Here is a 16,278-nt window from a genome sequence, read left to right as displayed (position 1 = left end):
AATCCTTGACCTTACCTCAATGTGTAATTAACGCAAAGTGTGAATTAAGCCGAAAAAGAAAAAAGTGCGTCATCAGACCAGAGGAACGAGACAAAAGGGCAAAAAGAACAATAAAAAAGGGAAAAAAGAACAATAAAAAAGGGAAGCTTATGCTTCCCTTGCTGGTGGAGAGAGTGTGATTTACTCACCGGTGTAAACAATCAGCACCTTGTCGTCTTGGTATTGGCGTTCGAATGCGTAGTAACCTTCTTGATTGCGAGTGATGTGCTTACCTTGAGCAACCGCTGGGTGGCGTTTACGGAATTCGCCCAACTTTTGCCAATGTTGCAGTAGATCTTCTCGCTCGCCATGAATCTTATCCCATGGCATATCTGAGCGTGTGCCTTGGTGGGTGTCTGAACCAGTAATGCCAAAATCACGAGCTATCTCATCACCGTAATAGATTTGTACTGCACCGGGAGCCAGCATCAGAGCATTCGCGGCACGTGCTTGGTCATCAAAGCTGCGGCTGCGCGCTGACCAAAACAGCTGTGTATCGTGTGAAGACAAGTAGCTCAACACGTTGAACTCAGGATCGGTATTGATGCGCTCTGCATAGCGGCGGTAATCATTATCAAGTTGAGCGAAACACTTCAGCGCTTTTGGTGCTACGTCAGATTGGAACTCGAAGTTAATGATGGAATCGAAGCCGTTATCGAAATACGGGCTCTTCACTACGCTGTGTGCCCATACTTCACCTGTCATCCAAAATGGCAGTTCATCTAGTGCTTTGTCCGGGTTGTTTTGCTTCCACTGAGCAAGCGCTTGAGTGGTGCTGGCTTTCAGCTCTGCCCACGCTTCCATTTCAACGTGTTTAGCGGTGTCGACGCGGAAGCCATCAATGCCATAGTCGCGCACCCAATCGGATAACCAGGTAATCAGGTGTTCACGTGGGGTTTGTAGCTCATCTTGCGCATTGGTGTTTTTATTGCGGAAGAAGTTTGGTAATCCGGTTTTCTGAGTCGATTCGGTTTTGAGATCCGGTAGGTAGTTCAAAGACATGGTGATGTCGTTGTAGCCCGGAGCATCGTAGTCGCCAATATCGGTGCGGATCCAATCTTTGCCCCACCATTTATCCCACGCTTCGCTATCTCCGTATTTGATGTAGTCGTTGAAGCTGTGCCAGCTTTGTCCTGATTTTGGCTGCCAGTCGGTCCATTTTTCACCAAGGACTTCTTTGGCTTCTTGGTTATCAAGGTAAAGCTGACCAAAGCCGAATTCCTGCATGTCTGCTAATGTTGCGTAGCCAGTGTGGTTCATGACTACATCCCAAATCACGCGGATGCCTTTCTTGTGGGCGGTATCGACGAAGGTTCTGAGTTCATCTTCGGTACCCATGTTGGCATCAAGCTTGGTCCAATCTTGGTGATAGTAGCCGTGGTAGCCATAGTGCTTAAAGTCGCCTTTATCGCCGCCGCCAACCCAGCCGTGGATTTGTTCCAGTGGTGACGTTATCCAGATAGCATTCACACCAAGTGATTCGATGTAATCGAGTTTTTTCGTCAGACCCGCTAAGTCACCGCCGTGGAAGGTACCAATCTCGTATTTTCCGTCTTTGTTGCGACCGTAGCTGTTGTCATTGTCTGGGTTGCCATTGTAGAAGCGGTCGGTCATGACGAAGTACACCGTTGCGTTATCCCAGCTGAACGGTTTATCGGCTTGCTGTTCAACTTCTTCTAGCAGCAATAGACCTTGGCTCATAGGACCCGGCTGCATGGTGACGCTGCCGTTGGCGACTGTGGCTTCTTGTCCGGTTAAGGCATCGCGAACGACAGTGCCATCATTAAAGGTTTGAGCAACATTGATGGTTTTTGGCGTGTCAGTTGCGACAGGGCAAGAGTAGGTGATGTCCTGACTCTGTTTTGGTTTGATTTTTACCGTTAGCTCGTTGGTGGTTGGGTTGAGCGTAAATTGATAGGTATTGGCTTTGAAGATGCGCAGCGGCATTTGTGCATCAGTGGCGCAGTTATCCATTTTTAATGGACGATTGAACTTGATGCGATCTTCTTCTGCTAGGGCAAAGCTACTGCCACAGCTTTGCTTGCTGTCAGCAATAGTAAAGTTATAACTGCCTTTTTCGAGTTTTTGCTCGGCGACAAGTAAGCCTTGTGAGTTTTCCTCAAAAACAGCGGTGTCATCATCAACGCTTAATACGATGGCATTTTCTGGTATCTGGCTGCAGGCGCTCAGTAGACCGATAGAGAGTGCGAGAATTGTTTTTTTCATTGTGTCCTTCCCCCGAATAAACAGTCCAGTTATAGCAAAACTGTGCCTCTACAATCCGAGCTCTACACCAACAAGTTAAACGCGTCTCACCCTACAAATTTTCGCCTTGTTCACAAAATGAATAATAAGCGTCACCTTCATCGGTTTGAAGGCAACAAAAAAGGGAAGCATCTGCTTCCCTTTTACTTATTTCTTAATCACTTCGAAGAGTAATGAATTACTTTTGAAGCAAAGAAATGTCTGCGATCTGTAGGAACAGGTTACGCAGGTTGTTCAGTAGTGTCAGACGGTTCTTCTTAAGTGCTTCGTCGTCTGCCATTACCATTACGTTATCAAAGAACGCATCAACTGGTTCACGTAGGTCTGCTAGCTTGCTTAGGGCTTCTTGGTAGTTACCTGTAGCAAATGCTGGCTCTAGCGCTTCTGTCATTACTTCAACGCTTTCTGCTAGTGCTTTCTCTGCGTCTTCTTGTAGAAGTGCTAGGTCGATGTCTGCTGCTAGTTCGCCGTCGAATTTCGCTAGGATGTTACCTACACGTTTGTTCGCTGCTGCTAGAGACTCTGCTGCTTCTAGTTCACGGAAGTGAGAAACCGCTTTAACTCGTTGGTCGAAGTCTGCTGGCTTAGTCGGACGACGAGCTAGAACTGCTTGAATGATGTCTACACTGAAGCCTTCGTCTTGGTACCAAGCACGGAAACGACCAAGCATGAACTCGATAACGTCTTGCTCAACGTTGTCGTTGGTTAGGCGATCGCCAAACAGTGACTTCGCTTTCGCTACTAGGTCAACAAGATCTAGGTTGTAGCCGTATTCAACGATGATACGTAGTACACCTAGAGATGCGCGGCGTAGTGCGAATGGGTCGCTGCCTTTAGGCGCTTGACCAATACCGAAGATACCTACGATAGTGTCTAGCTTGTCTGCCATTGCAACTGCTGTTGAAACGCCGTTTGATGGCAGTTCATCACCTGCGAAACGAGGCATGTATTGCTCGTTCAGTGCTACTGCAACTTCTTCTGCTTCACCGTCGTGGCGAGCGTAGTGCATACCCATCACACCTTGAGTATCCGTGAATTCGAATACCATTGAGGTCATTAGGTCACATTTTGCTAGTAGACCAGCACGCTTTGATTTCTCAACGTCAGCACCGATTTGCTCAGCAATGTAGCCAGCAAGCTCTGTGATGCGGTCTGTTTTGTCTTTGATCGTACCTAGTTGCTTTTGGAAGATCGCTTGCTCTAGTTCAGGCAGACGGTCGATAAGCGGACGCTTACGGTCTGTATTGAAGAAGAACTCTGCGTCAGCAAGACGCGGGCGAACCACTTTCTCGTTACCTTCGATTACGTAACGAGGCTCTTTTGATTCGATGTTCGATACGAAGATGAAGTTAGGTAGTAGCTTCTTGTTTTCGTCGTAAACAGGGAAGTATTTTTGGTCACCTTTCATGGTGTATACCAACGCTTCAGAAGGCACTTTTAGGAACTCTTCTTCAAACTTCGCTGTTAGTACCACTGGCCATTCAACCAGAGACGTTACTTCTTCTACTAGGTCATCTTCTAGGTCAGCGATACCGCCAACCGCTGCTGCCGCTTTTTGTGCGTCAGCTAGGATGATTGCTTTACGCGCTTCGTAATCTGCCATTACTTTACCGCGCTCTTCTAGGATCGCAGGGTATTGTTCAGCAGAATCGATAGTGAACTCTTGCTCACCCATGAAGCGGTGACCACGGATAGTACGGTCTGAAGCGACACCAAGGATCTCACCTTCGATTAGATCGCTGCCCATTAGCATGGTTAGCGTCTTAACTGGACGGATAAATTGAGTCGTTTTGTTGCCCCAGCGCATTGGTTTTGCGATAGGTAGGTTTGCTAGTGCTTTCGCTGCAAGTTCAACGACGATCTCAGACGTTGGCTGACCTTTCACTTCTTGTTTGAACAGTAGCCATTCGCCTTTGTCTGTAACCATGCGCTCTGCTTGGTCAACCGTGATGCCACAACCGCGCGCCCAGCCTTGAGCCGCTTTTGTTGGGTTGCCTTCCGCGTCAAACGCTGCAGAAACCGCAGGACCACGTTTTTCAACAACTTTGTCAGACTGGCTGTCTGCTAGTGCTGCGACTTTAAGTGCAAGACGACGAGGTGCCGCGAACCATTTCACGCCTTCGTGAGCAAGTTCAGCGCCTTTTAGTTCTGCTTCGAAGTTTGCTGCGAATGCTTCAGCTAGTGTGCGAAGTTGCGTTGGTGGTAGCTCTTCTGTACCTAGCTCGATTAGAAATTCTTTTGCCATGTTACTCTACCCCTTACGCTTGTTCTTTCTTACACATTGGGAAGCCAAGAGCTTCACGCGATGCGTAGTATGCTTCTGCAACTGCTTTTGTCAGGTTGCGGATGCGTAGGATGTAACGTTGGCGTTCAGTTACTGAGATCGCTTTACGCGCATCTAGTAGGTTGAATGCGTGGCCAGCTTTTAGAATGCGTTCGTAAGCAGGCAGTGGCAGTGGCTTTTCAAGCTCAAGTAGTTCTTTACACTCTTTTTCACACTGTTCGAAGAAACCAAATAGGAATTCAACGTCTGCGTGCTCGAAGTTGTAAGTTGATTGCTCTACTTCGTTTTGGTGGAAGATGTCACCGTAAGTAACGATGCTACCGTCTGGTGCGATGTTCCAAACTAGGTCGTAAACAGAGTCTACTTCTTGGATGTACATTGCTAGACGTTCGATACCGTAAGTGATTTCACCAGTTACTGGCTTGCACTCAAGACCGCCAACTTGCTGGAAGTAAGTAAACTGGGTCACTTCCATGCCGTTTAGCCAAACTTCCCAGCCCAGACCCCATGCGCCTAGTGTTGGGTTTTCCCAGTTGTCTTCTACGAAACGGATGTCGTGTACAAGAGGGTCAATACCAAGAACTTCAAGGGAGCCAAGGTACAACTCTTGAATATTGTCAGGCGATGGTTTTAGCGCTACTTGGAATTGGTAGTAGTGCTGAAGACGGTTAGGGTTTTCACCGTAACGGCCATCAGTAGGACGACGTGAAGGTTGTACGTAAGCTGTCGACATTGGCTCTGGGCCAAGCGCTCGTAGACAGGTCATTGGGTGAGAGGTACCCGCACCCACTTCCATATCTAGCGGTTGAACAATGGTACAACCATTTTGAGCCCAATAATCCTGCAGCGCGAGGATCATTCCCTGGAAGGTTTTGATATCGTATTTTTGCATAAGTCAGGTTCGCGCGATTCTCTTGTTACTCGTTAATTCGTCATCTATGCCGAGTTTTTCAACTCTAACAACGGCGATAAAGAGTAATTACGGTTGAATAAATTAACAATCTAGTATAACCAGATATTGAGCATGGGAGTAGAGCTAATCTTGATTAATTCGTGGGCGATTTTCTCCTTTAATGAATTTTTACCGCGTTATCTGCTGTATTTTTCCTAAAAGGGAGTTTTTGCCTGCTTTGGCTCTTGAGAAGCGCAGCAAAGGTGGCTAGAATTGCGCCTGTCTTTGGGGAGTAGCTTACCTGATGAAGTTTCTGTTTCATCTGGTTCGTCCGTCAACATAATTGGTGCAAAATCACCATGGCGTTCGAGACTTGAAGCCTTTCAAGTTTAGCAAGACCTTAGACAAATCATCACGAACCGGGGTAGGGGCGTGAGGTTTGTCTTCGGTTAAAAATAATAATCCCTGCCCCAATGAGCATGTCGTGAGCGTTTTAGCTATTTCAATTACTACTGTAGCGTTAGCAGAAATTGGCGATAAGACCCAATTGCTATCTCTATTACTCGCAAGTCGTTACCGAAAACCAATCCCAATTATTGCAGCAATCTTTTTGGCAACTATTGCCAACCACGCTTTGGCTGCATGGTTAGGTGTGGTTGTCGCAGACTATCTATCACCTGAGATTTTAAAGTGGGTGCTGGTGGTCAGTTTTGTCGCGATGGCGGCTTGGGTTCTGATCCCGGATAAACTGGATGATGACGAGCAGATTTCTAATCGAGGCCCATTTATTGCGAGTTTTATCGCGTTCTTCGTTGCGGAGATAGGCGATAAAACTCAGATCGCCACTTCCATCTTAGGGGCGCAATACGCGGATGCGTTAAGTTTGGTGATTATCGGTACCACAATCGGTATGCTGCTGGCGAATGTTCCTGTGGTCCTGATTGGTAAATTGTCGGCCGACAAGATGCCTTTAGGGCTGATCCGTAAAATCACCGCATTTTTGTTTATTGCTCTGGCAATAGGGGCTGCACTGTTCTGATTTTTTACACGTGAAATGATGTGAGTTATCAATCATTAGTGGCGCGCTGCGCGAGTTCAAACTCTGACTCTAAATCGTTCCATTGCGTGACGGATGACATATAAGTGTCATACTTGTCATGGTAGTTTAATGGTGTGAATGATAGCGAGAGGGCAAGTTTATGCTTACACGTTACATGGGGATGTCCCCGAAGAGTCAGAGTTATTTATTCACTTTTGGTTTAGCGCTGTGTTTACTAGCGATGGTGCTAACTGATATGTGGTTACCGATTGTAGCAGGATCGTTCGTTCTTACTGGATTGACAGTAGAAGCGTGGATTCGTGTCGCTCACATCATTCCTATGCATGAAGAGATGCGGGCAATGAAGAAACAACTTAACAAGCTCCAATCAGAAGTTCGCACACTCGAATACGACGAATAAACAAACGGCAGCCAATATAGGCTGCCGTTTTTAGTTCGACCAGATTATTCCAATCCTTTCTTGATCAGGTACTGATACGGAACTTGCTCCGTTTGTGCCGCAACTAACTGGTGGTCCATAAAGCGGCAGAAACTCGGAATGTCTCGAGTCGTGGATGGATCGTCTGCTTTGACCAGCAAAATCTCACCATCTTGCATGTTGCGAATTGTCTTCCTGACCATCATCACTGGCTCTGGGCAGCGCAGTCCTTCCGCCTCTAATGTCTTGTTTGCCAGTTCAGGATTAAAGCTCATAGTGTGATTCTCGTAACTAACTGAGCGTTGAATTTTACTTTCGTTGAAAAAATATTCAATAACCACTTGGCAAACCGAATTTTTTGTTTTACCTTAAATTAACAATTTGGTAACAACTGGCAAGGGAGAGGCAATGTTAACAGCGTTAGACAGACTTACGATTTACTCAGTGCTGTGTTTTATCTCGTTTTGTGCATTGGTACTCAGGACGCCAGCTGACACCTCTTTGACGCCTCTAATAGGCATGGTTGCCACTATTATTGGGATTTGGATCGAGATGCGCAGATGGTCTGGCGCATCTGAGCAAGAAAATTAGCGCTTCTTGCTTGGATCAGAATGCTTTTAATAACGCTCACCTATTTTTTACCGACACTTCATTCCGACACTATCCCCATTTTTCTTGGGCTTCCCCGCTGAAAGGCGGGATTTTTTTTGCCTAAAGAGTACAATTTACCCAAACACATACAAAATAAGTGGCTAATTCGTGGAACTGGAAGATATCTATCGCCGAGATTTAAATTTACTGGTTGCGTTGCGAGTACTGATAGAGGAAAACAGTGTCAGTAAGGCAGCAACACGTCTGAACTTGAGTCAATCGGCAATGAGTCGTGTGCTTGGTCGTCTGCGTGACTTATTGGGAGATCCGCTGTTTACTCGTCAGGGACAGCATTTGATCCCAACTCAGAAAGCGTTAGAGATCGATCGCTCATTGGGCGAGCCATTAGAGTCTTTACGTCAGTTGTTATCTCCGGTTGAGTTTGACCCATTGCAATGCGTGCAGACTTTCAACATCGTGACCACCGACTATGCCATGCAAACGATCTTACCGTTCGCTTTGCCGAGAATTTACCAAGAAGCGCCGAATGTGTCGTTTAACTTCTTGCCACTGCAACACGACCGCTTATCTGATCAATTAACATATGAAGGTGCAGACTTAGCGATTTGTCGCCCGACAGGCCCGGTGGAGCCTCTACGCAGTGAAGTGTTGGGGCGAGTAGGGGTGCTGTGTATGCTTTCAAAACAGCATCCATTAGCGGATAAAGAAATGAGCTTGGATGATTATCTGAGTCATCCACATGCCATGATTGCCATCAGTGATGGGGTTAAAGCGCTGATCGAACAAGCTTTGATGGAGAAACCTAAGCGTAAAATGGTTCTGCGGGCTTATCATTTAGAAGCCGCATTGGCGATCATGGATACCTTGCCAATTATCATCACAGTGCCAGCGGACTTGGCGTATCTGGTTGCCGAGCGTTATGACTTGGTGGTGAAGCCGTTACCATTCCAATTCACGCCGTTTGAATACTCGATGATTTGGCATGCGCGTTGCGAGCATTCTCCTGCTCAAGAATGGTTAAGAACGATTGTGCGTGAAGAGTGTAGCCGTCTGATAGCTAAACGTATCGAAGATATGGGACTGAACTGCTAACAAAAAAGAGCCAGCAATGCCGGCTCTTCGTCTGTTTACACTGAGTCAGTGTTTATAGCTTGATAACCACACGACCCGTTACTTGACCGTTGGTGATGTCTTCTGCATATTTCGGTGCTTCAGCAAGAGCAACTTCAGTACACGCTTGCTCGAAGTAGCTGTCTGGTAGTAGCTCGACCAGCTTTTCCCATGCAGCGATACGTTTCTCTGTAGGGCACATTACTGAGTCCACACCTTGTAGGCGAACATTACGTAGTATGAACGGCATCACTGTGGTTGGTAGATCAAAACCACCTGCAAGACCACAAGCTGCAACTGCACTGTTGTAATCCATTTGCGCCAATACTTTTGCTAGTACTTTGCTGCCTACAGTATCAACCGCACCTGCCCATACTTGTTTTTCAAGCGGACGTGCTGGTTCTTCAAATTCAGTACGGTCGATGATGCGGCTAGCACCTAGTTTTTCAAGTAGCGGGCCGTTTTTCTCTACACGACCTGTCACTGCAGCAACTTTGTAGCCAAGCTGTGCTAGAAGCGTTACTGCGACTGAGCCTACACCGCCACTTGCGCCAGTTACTAGGATTTCGCCATTTTCAGGTTTGATGCCTGCATCAAGCAGTGCTTGAACACACAGCATACCAGTGAAGCCAGCAGTACCAACCATCATTGCTTTCTTGCTGTCTAGACCTTTTGGTAGTGGTACTAGCCAATCCGCTTTTAGACGAGCACGCTGAGACATACCACCCCAATGGTTTTCACCCACGCCCCAGCCAGTAAGGACAACTTTGTCACCAGCTTGGTAGCGGTCGTCTTCTGAGCTTACTACCGTACCTGCTAGGTCAATACCTGGCACCATCGGGAAGTTACGGATGATTTTACCTTTACCTGTGATCGCAAGACCGTCTTTGTAGTTTAACGATGAGTAATCAACGTCAATCAGAACGTCGCCTTCAGGCAGTTGTGTTTCATCGATTTGCTCGATGTTAGCGATAGTACGTTTGTCTTCTTGATTTAGAACTAGAGCATTAAACATAAGGTTCTCCGATTGTGCGGTAGCATGACTCTGGGTCACATGCAGCAAGATATCAACTGGTCTAAGTGTATGTCTTCTTTGTCTATGAATAAAATGAAACTTGAGCATTTAATGTATGCTCTTCATGCATAATTGATGTAAAACAAAAAGGGCGACATCAATTGTCGCCCTTAAGTGTAATACTAAAAATTTTACTATTAGTTCATTTGCTTATGATTGTTGGCTCGATCACTACAACAACGTCTTGAACTGTTATGGTCGTTCAAATACTGTCGCAATGCCCTGACCCAAACCGATACACATGGTGGCCAGACCGTATTTCGCGTCTTTCGCTTCCATTAGGTTGATCAACGTTGTTGAGATACGTGAACCAGAACAGCCTAGTGGATGACCCAATGCTATCGCACCACCGTTAAGGTTGACCTTCTCATCCATAACATCAAGCAGGCCTAAGTCTTTAGCACACGGCAGAGACTGCGCGGCAAATGCTTCGTTTAGCTCAACCACATCCATGTCTTCAATTGAAAGACCGGCACGCTTGAGCGCTTTTTTCGTCGCAGGTACAGGACCGTAACCCATAATAGAAGGATCGCAGCCCGCAATGGCCATGCCTTTAATACGTGCACGAATCTTCAAGCCAAGTTCATTAGCTTTCTCTTCACTCATGATCAACATCGCTGATGCACCATCGGACAGAGCCGATGATGTACCGGCTGTTACTGTACCGTTTGCAGGGTCGAACACTGGGCGAAGTTGAGATAGACCTTCAACGGATGTTTCAGGGCGAATCACTTCGTCGTAATCCAGAGTGAACAGTGTGCCGTCTGCTGCGTGGCCTTCAATTGGTAGAATTTCGTTTTTAAAACGACCCTCTACGGTTGCTGCGTGCGCACGAGCGTGAGAGCGAGCGGCAAACTCGTCTTGTTGCTCACGGCTAATACCATGTAATTTACCAAGCATTTCAGCCGTTAAGCCCATCATGCCCGCAGCTTTTGCTACGTTCTTTGACATACCTGGGTGAAAGTCTACACCGTGGTTCATTGGCACATGCCCCATGTGCTCAACACCACCAATTAGGCAGATTTCAGCATCGCCAGTCATGATGGCACGTGTACCGTCGTGAAGCGCTTGCATTGATGAACCACACAAGCGGTTAACCGTCACGGCGCCAATTTCAATCGGCAGGCCCGCGAGTAGCGCGGCATTACGTGCAACGTTAAAGCCTTGCTCTAGTGTTTGCTGTACACAGCCCCAGTAGATGTCTTCAATCTCGCTTGGGTTCACTTGTGGGTTACGCGCAAGAATGCCTTTCATTAGGCGCGCAGATAGATCTTCTGCTCGTGTATGACGGAAAGCACCACCTTTAGAGCGACCCATTGGAGTACGTAGACAATCGACTACGACAACATTTCTTGTTTGATTAGTCATTTTAGAATCCCTCCTTAGATAGAACCTTGCTGTTGTGCACCGTAAAAGCTTTCACCTTTCGCCGCCATATCAATCAGCATTTGCGGTACTTGGTACATCGCACCTAGCTCGGCGTGTTGTTTTGCCATTTCAACGTATTCAGCAATACCCACGCTGTCTAGATAGCGGAATACGCCACCGCGGAATGGAGGGAAACCAAGACCATAAACCAATGCCATATCTGCTTCCTGCGGAGTCGCGATGATGCCTTCTTGTAGGCACAGCACCACTTCGTTGATCATTGGAATCATCATACGTTGAATGATGGTCTGATCGTCAAAGTCCAGCTTATCGGCACAAACGTCAGCAAGTACTGGTAAGATCGATTCGGAGAAGGTTTTCTTCGGCTTACCTTTTTTATCTATGGTGTAGCTGTAGAAGCCATTACCATTTTTCTGACCATATTTGTCTGCTTCGAACAGTGCATCAATCGCATCACGACCTTGTTTACCCATACGCTCAGGGAAACCCTCTGCCATCACAGCTTGTGCGTGGTGCGCGGTATCAATGCCGACTACGTCAAGCAAGTACGCCGGTCCCATCGGCCAGCCAAACTTACGCTCCATGACTTTGTCGATTTTCGTAAAGTCAGCACCATCGCGAAGTAGCATGCTGAAGCCGCCAAAGTATGGGAACAATACGCGGTTAACGAAGAACCCTGGGCAGTCATTAACGACAATTGGTGATTTGCCCATTTTCGCAGCATACGCCACAACACGATTGATGGTTTCATCAGAGGTGTGCTCACCACGGATGATCTCAACAAGAGGCATACGATGCACTGGGTTGAAGAAGTGCATACCACAGAAGTTTTCTGGGCGTTTTAGTGATTTTGCCAATAGGTTGATAGGAATCGTCGAGGTGTTTGAGGTGATAACGGTGTCGTCACCGACATGGGACTCAACTTCACTCAAAACTGCTGCTTTTACTTTCGGGTTTTCAACGACAGCTTCAACAATCACATCAGAGTTTTCAATACCTGCGTAATGTAAGCTCGGTGTGATTGACGCTAAAATACCCGCCATCTTAAAGCCATCAATGCGACCGCGAGATAAGCGTTTATTCAGCAGCTTAGATGCTTCAGTCATGCCTAGGTCGAGCGATGCTTGCGCGATGTCTTTCATTAAGACTGGCACACCTTTTAGCGCTGATTGGTAAGCAATGCCGCCACCCATGATACCTGCACCTAATACGGCTGCACGTTGCGTGTCTTTACTTGCTGACTTCGCTGCTTTTTTCGCAATGCCTTTGATGTATTGATCATTAAGGAATAGGCCAACGAGTGATTTTGCTTCTTCCGATTTAGCCAATTTCACGAAGTGCTTACGTTCAATGTCTAACGCTTCATTACGTGCAAAGCGAGCACCTTCTTCAATCGTGATAACGGCTGTCATTGGGGCAGGGTAGTGAGGACCTGCTTTTTGTGCCACCAGACCCTTCGCCATGGTGAAGCTCATCATTGATTCAAGCTTACTCAGCGTTAGAGGCGATGTTTTCTGTGCTCGGCGTGCTTGCCAGTCAAGTTTCTCATTAATTGCAGAGTTAAGAGTTTGTAGTGCTGATTCGTATAAAGCATCAGTCTCTACAACAGCATCGAGTAAGCCAATTTTCAATGCTTCATCAGCTCGGCATGCTTTACCTTGGGTGATGATTTCCATTGCGCTGTCTGCGCCAATAATGCGAGGTAAGCGTACACAACCACCAAAGCCCGGCATGATTCCCAGTTTCGTTTCTGGTAGGCCGATGCTGGTGGTTTTGTCACCAATACGCATGTCTGTTGCTAGCACGCATTCACAACCGCCACCAAGAGCGTGGCCTTTGATCACTGAGATGGTCGGAACGGGTAAGTCTTCTAATTTGTTAAAGATGCTATTAGCAAATTGCAGCCATTGGTCGAGCTCGGCATCCGTTTTAGCAAACAGACCTAAAAACTCGGTAATGTCTGCGCCTACAATGAATGCGTCTTTATCTGAAGTGAGCAACAACCCCTTGAGGCCTTGATGGGCAATGAGCGCATCAAGAGCTTTATCTAGCGATTCTAATGTCGCTAGGTCGAGTTTGTTGACGGATTTTGGAGAGCAGAAGCTTAGCTCTGCAATACCATCTTGTATTTCCTTTACCTGTAGGGTTTCGGCTTGGTAAATCATTGTCTATCTCCATGACATACAATCGTGGATTGTCTGTATACCTATTTCAACGACGCCGTGTACCTCGGCAAATAGGTATCGAGGAAGTCGTTTTATTTTTGTTCTGGTTTGACCAGTAAAGTTAGTTTGGATCGTGGATTGTTTAATTTCAATACATTTTTTAAACAAGTGTTTAACATTGTGCGCTGTGGCAGATCTTATGCGACGGGTAAATCATACTCGTGATAGACTTCAGGCAAATAGACATGAATCCATAATCCTATGAATGACAAGCCTTATCTGATTCCAGCAGAGCCCGCTCAATTTGAAGAAGAAATTAAAAAGAGCGTCTTCATTACTTATTTGGCACACACGCCAAGTATCGAAGCTGCAAAAGCATTTGTTGATCAAATCAAAGCTAAACACGCTGATGCTAGACATAACTGTTGGGGCTTTGTTGCTGGTCGACCAGAAGATTCGATGAAGTGGGGCTTTAGTGATGATGGAGAACCTTCAGGGACGGCAGGCAAACCAATCCTGGCGCAGCTGTCTGGATCTGGGGTGGGGGAGATCACGGCTGTGGTCACGCGATACTCTGGTGGAATCAAGTTAGGTACAGGCGGCTTGGTTAAAGCGTATGGGGGTGGGGTTCAACAAGCGCTCAAGCTGCTTCAAACTATTGAGAAAAAAATAACCACAAAGCTCAGACTAACGTTAGACTATGGGTTTATGCCTATCGCACAATCAATCATGCCGCAATTTGGTGCGATAGAAGTCGAGGCTGAATACAGCGATCAGGTCGTATTAGTGGTGGAAATTGAGCTTCGAGAAGTGAGCGCGTTTACCCAAGCAATCATCAATAAAAGCGGGGCAAAGGCAATTGTCACTCCGCTAGACGGACAATAATGAAAAACAGGAAGCAACAGGGACAGCTTCGCTAGTCAATTTATCCATGCAATTTCGTTCAATTATTCGAATCGTCGGGCTACTGCTCGCACTCTTTAGTGTCACTATGCTTGCGCCAGCACTCGTTGCGCTGATCTATCGAGATGGTGCTGGTGTGCCTTTTGTCACGACATTTTTTGTTCTGCTGTTTTGTGGGGCCGTTTGTTGGTACCCAAACCGCAGGTATAAGCACGAGCTTAAAGCTCGAGATGGCTTTCTTATTGTCGTCTTATTCTGGACAGTACTTGGCAGTGCAGGCTCGATCCCCTTTCTCATTGCTGACAATCCGAACGTCTCAGTGACAGATGCGTTTTTTGAATCGTTTTCTGCTCTCACGACGACCGGGGCGACCGTTATTGTTGGTTTGGATGAGTTACCTAAAGCGATTCTATTCTATCGACAGTTACTGCAGTGGTTCGGCGGTATGGGAATCATCGTATTAGCGGTGGCGATTTTGCCAGTACTTGGCATCGGTGGTATGCAGCTTTACCGCGCCGAGATCCCAGGTCCAGTCAAGGATACTAAAGTGACGCCGCGCATAGCAGAAACTGCTAAGGCGCTTTGGTACATCTATTTGAGCCTGACTATCGCCTGTGCTTCGGCTTTTTGGTTAGCTGGTATGACGCCATTTGATGCCATCAGTCACAGCTTTTCCACCATTGCCATTGGTGGCTTCTCTACCCACGATGCCAGCATCGGATACTTTGATAGTTACGCGATTAACCTGATTACGGTGGTTTTTCTGCTTATATCTGCATGTAATTACACACTGCACTTTGCTGCATTTGCATCAGGTGGCGCACATCCCAAGTATTACTGGAAAGATCCTGAGTTTCGCGCCTTCTTGTTTATTCAAGTGCTGCTATTTATCATTTGCTTTCTATTATTACTGAAACATCACTCTTACACATCGACATACGATGCTTTCGATCAGGCTCTGTTCCAAACCGTATCAATATCCACAACAGCGGGCTTTACGACAACAGGTTTTGCGGATTGGCCGCTCTTCTTACCTGTGCTGTTATTGTTCTCTTCCTTTATAGGTGGTTGTGCTGGTTCAACAGGCGGCGGCATGAAAGTGATCCGTATCCTGCTTCTTACCTTACAAGGTGCGCGTGAACTAAAACGTTTAGTCCATCCACGCGCGGTTTACACCATCAAAGTAGGTGGCAGTGCCCTACCGCAACGTGTTGTCGATGCGGTTTGGGGTTTCTTCTCCGCATACGCATTGGTATTTGTGGTTTGTATGTTGGGGTTGATTGCAACAGGAATGGATGAGCTCAGTGCGTTCTCGGCGGTGGCTGCGACTCTGAACAACCTCGGTCCTGGCTTGGGAGAAGTGGCGCTTCACTTTGGTGATGTTAACGACAAAGCAAAATGGGTATTAATAGTTTCTATGCTGTTTGGTCGTTTGGAAATCTTTACCTTACTTATTCTACTTACGCCGACGTTTTGGCGTAGCTAAGGGGAAATCGTGGCAAAAGCATTATTTCTATACTCTTCCCGCGAAGGGCAGACTAAAAAAATTCTCCACTATATAGATGAACAACTTTCAGATTTCGATTGTGAGCTGGTGGATTTACATAATGTCGAGACGATTGACTTCAGCCAATACGACAGAGTATTGATAGGCGCCTCTATTCGCTATGGCCATCTTAATAAAAAGCTATACCAGTTTATTGAGCGAAACCTCAATCAATTGGAGCAAAATAAAGTGGCATTTTTCTGCGTAAACCTAACCGCTCGTAAAGAGGACCAAGGAAAGGATACTCCTGAAGGTAGTGCCTACATTCGCAAGTTCCTAATTAAGTCGCCTTGGAAACCAACGCTAATCGGTGTTTTTGCTGGTGCACTTTATTACCCACGTTATAGCTGGTTCGACAGAACTATGATTAGGTTCATTATGTCGATGACGGGTGGCGAAACCGATACGACCAAAGAGGTGGAGTACACCAATTGGGAAAAAGTGGCTCTTTTCGCAGATAAATTTAGAGAACTGTAGAAATAACGTGCTCTTTTGACCGCTTTTGATGCAAATTTATCCG

14 protein-coding genes are annotated in these 16,278 nt (G+C 46.6%); 7 read left to right on the top strand and 7 right to left on the bottom strand.

Annotated elements, in window-relative coordinates; genetic code table 11:
• Positions 1–180 precede the first annotated feature (180 nt).
• From R7D93_RS20840 to glyQ, 3 genes are all read right to left on the bottom strand, one after another.
• Complete coding sequence (locus tag R7D93_RS20840) at positions 181–2,265, bottom strand: alpha-amylase (protein ID WP_225497071.1); 2,085 nt, start codon at positions 2,263–2,265, stop codon at positions 181–183.
• 217 nt (positions 2,266–2,482) lie between these two features.
• Positions 2,483–4,549 (bottom strand): glycine--tRNA ligase subunit beta, encoded by a 2,067-nt coding sequence (glyS, locus tag R7D93_RS20835; protein ID WP_005378875.1) that lies wholly within the window; start codon positions 4,547–4,549, stop codon positions 2,483–2,485.
• Positions 4,550–4,562: 13 nt separating this feature from the next.
• Complete coding sequence (gene glyQ, locus R7D93_RS20830; protein ID WP_005378876.1) at positions 4,563–5,480, bottom strand: glycine--tRNA ligase subunit alpha; 918 nt, start codon at positions 5,478–5,480, stop codon at positions 4,563–4,565.
• Between the two features lie 484 nt (positions 5,481–5,964).
• Between glyQ and R7D93_RS20825 the strand changes: the two genes are divergently transcribed.
• Together R7D93_RS20825 and R7D93_RS20820 are read left to right on the top strand one after the other, a co-directional pair.
• Positions 5,965–6,519: a TMEM165/GDT1 family protein gene (locus tag R7D93_RS20825; RefSeq protein ID WP_005378877.1), complete on the top strand. Its 555-nt coding sequence runs from the start codon at positions 5,965–5,967 to the stop codon at positions 6,517–6,519.
• 160 nt (positions 6,520–6,679) lie between these two features.
• Positions 6,680–6,940, top strand: coding sequence for a hypothetical protein (locus R7D93_RS20820; protein ID WP_005378878.1), 261 nt, complete (start codon positions 6,680–6,682; stop codon positions 6,938–6,940).
• A 44-nt stretch (positions 6,941–6,984) separates the two neighbouring features.
• On the opposite strand, the gene tusA is transcribed toward R7D93_RS20820, so the two are convergent.
• Entirely contained in the window at positions 6,985–7,233 is a 249-nt protein-coding gene (gene tusA / locus R7D93_RS20815) for a sulfurtransferase TusA (protein ID WP_005378879.1), read from the bottom strand.
• A 133-nt stretch (positions 7,234–7,366) separates the two neighbouring features.
• Here tusA and R7D93_RS20810 point away from each other — a divergent pair, with 133 nt between their 5' ends.
• Together R7D93_RS20810 and R7D93_RS20805 are read left to right on the top strand one after the other, a co-directional pair.
• A complete protein-coding gene (locus R7D93_RS20810) occupies positions 7,367–7,549 on the top strand; it encodes a hypothetical protein (protein WP_225497069.1) in 183 nt (60 codons plus the stop codon).
• 168 nt (positions 7,550–7,717) lie between these two features.
• Positions 7,718–8,662: a LysR family transcriptional regulator gene (locus tag R7D93_RS20805; protein ID WP_005378881.1), complete on the top strand. Its 945-nt coding sequence runs from the start codon at positions 7,718–7,720 to the stop codon at positions 8,660–8,662.
• Positions 8,663–8,714: 52 nt separating this feature from the next.
• On the opposite strand, the gene R7D93_RS20800 is transcribed toward R7D93_RS20805, so the two are convergent.
• The 3 genes from R7D93_RS20800 to fadB all read right to left on the bottom strand — a co-directional run bounded on the left by R7D93_RS20800 (position 8,715) and on the right by fadB (position 13,309).
• Positions 8,715–9,695: an MDR family oxidoreductase gene (locus R7D93_RS20800; RefSeq protein WP_005378882.1), complete on the bottom strand. Its 981-nt coding sequence runs from the start codon at positions 9,693–9,695 to the stop codon at positions 8,715–8,717.
• 252 nt (positions 9,696–9,947) lie between these two features.
• Positions 9,948–11,123, bottom strand: a complete 1,176-nt coding sequence (fadA, locus tag R7D93_RS20795) for an acetyl-CoA C-acyltransferase FadA (RefSeq protein WP_006743176.1) — start codon at positions 11,121–11,123, stop codon at positions 9,948–9,950.
• A gap of 14 nt (positions 11,124–11,137) precedes the next feature.
• Positions 11,138–13,309, bottom strand: a complete 2,172-nt coding sequence (fadB, locus tag R7D93_RS20790) for a fatty acid oxidation complex subunit alpha FadB (protein WP_225497067.1) — start codon at positions 13,307–13,309, stop codon at positions 11,138–11,140.
• A 261-nt stretch (positions 13,310–13,570) separates the two neighbouring features.
• Here fadB and R7D93_RS20785 point away from each other — a divergent pair, with 261 nt between their 5' ends.
• Genes R7D93_RS20785 through hemG form a run of 3 tightly spaced genes read left to right on the top strand, consistent with a single transcriptional unit; the run spans position 13,571 to position 16,235 of the window.
• Positions 13,571–14,194, top strand: coding sequence for a YigZ family protein (locus tag R7D93_RS20785; RefSeq protein WP_005378891.1), 624 nt, complete (start codon positions 13,571–13,573; stop codon positions 14,192–14,194).
• Positions 14,195–14,240: 46 nt separating this feature from the next.
• Complete coding sequence (locus tag R7D93_RS20780; protein ID WP_225497065.1) at positions 14,241–15,698, top strand: TrkH family potassium uptake protein; 1,458 nt, start codon at positions 14,241–14,243, stop codon at positions 15,696–15,698.
• 9 nt (positions 15,699–15,707) lie between these two features.
• Positions 15,708–16,235: a menaquinone-dependent protoporphyrinogen IX dehydrogenase gene (gene hemG, locus R7D93_RS20775; protein WP_225497064.1), complete on the top strand. Its 528-nt coding sequence runs from the start codon at positions 15,708–15,710 to the stop codon at positions 16,233–16,235.
• The last annotated feature ends 43 nt before the right edge of the window (positions 16,236–16,278 follow it).

It is taken from the genome of Vibrio sp. YT-15, assembly GCF_033337445.1.
Lineage (GTDB): Bacteria > Pseudomonadota > Gammaproteobacteria > Enterobacterales > Vibrionaceae > Vibrio > Vibrio alginolyticus.
Note: the sequence above shows the minus strand (reverse complement) of the source record. Positions and strands in the feature narration are given on the sequence as shown.

Excerpts from the sequence above, each read along its gene's own strand:
- R7D93_RS20840 (WP_225497071.1), bottom strand. The coding sequence starts at position 2,265 with ATGAAAAAAACAATTCTCGCACTCTCTATCGGTCTACTGAGCGCCTGC.
- glyS (WP_005378875.1), bottom strand. The coding sequence starts at position 4,549 with ATGGCAAAAGAATTTCTAATCGAGCTAGGTACAGAAGAGCTACCACCA.
- glyQ (WP_005378876.1), bottom strand. The coding sequence starts at position 5,480 with ATGCAAAAATACGATATCAAAACCTTCCAGGGAATGATCCTCGCGCTG.
- R7D93_RS20820 (WP_005378878.1), top strand. The coding sequence starts at position 6,680 with ATGCTTACACGTTACATGGGGATGTCCCCGAAGAGTCAGAGTTATTTA.
- tusA (WP_005378879.1), bottom strand. The coding sequence starts at position 7,233 with ATGAGCTTTAATCCTGAACTGGCAAACAAGACATTAGAGGCGGAAGGA.
- R7D93_RS20810 (WP_225497069.1), top strand. The coding sequence starts at position 7,367 with ATGTTAACAGCGTTAGACAGACTTACGATTTACTCAGTGCTGTGTTTT.
- R7D93_RS20800 (WP_005378882.1), bottom strand. The coding sequence starts at position 9,695 with ATGTTTAATGCTCTAGTTCTAAATCAAGAAGACAAACGTACTATCGCT.
- fadA (WP_006743176.1), bottom strand. The coding sequence starts at position 11,123 with ATGACTAATCAAACAAGAAATGTTGTCGTAGTCGATTGTCTACGTACT.
- fadB (WP_225497067.1), bottom strand. The coding sequence starts at position 13,309 with ATGATTTACCAAGCCGAAACCCTACAGGTAAAGGAAATACAAGATGGT.
- R7D93_RS20785 (WP_005378891.1), top strand. The coding sequence starts at position 13,571 with ATGAATGACAAGCCTTATCTGATTCCAGCAGAGCCCGCTCAATTTGAA.
- R7D93_RS20780 (WP_225497065.1), top strand. The coding sequence starts at position 14,241 with ATGCAATTTCGTTCAATTATTCGAATCGTCGGGCTACTGCTCGCACTC.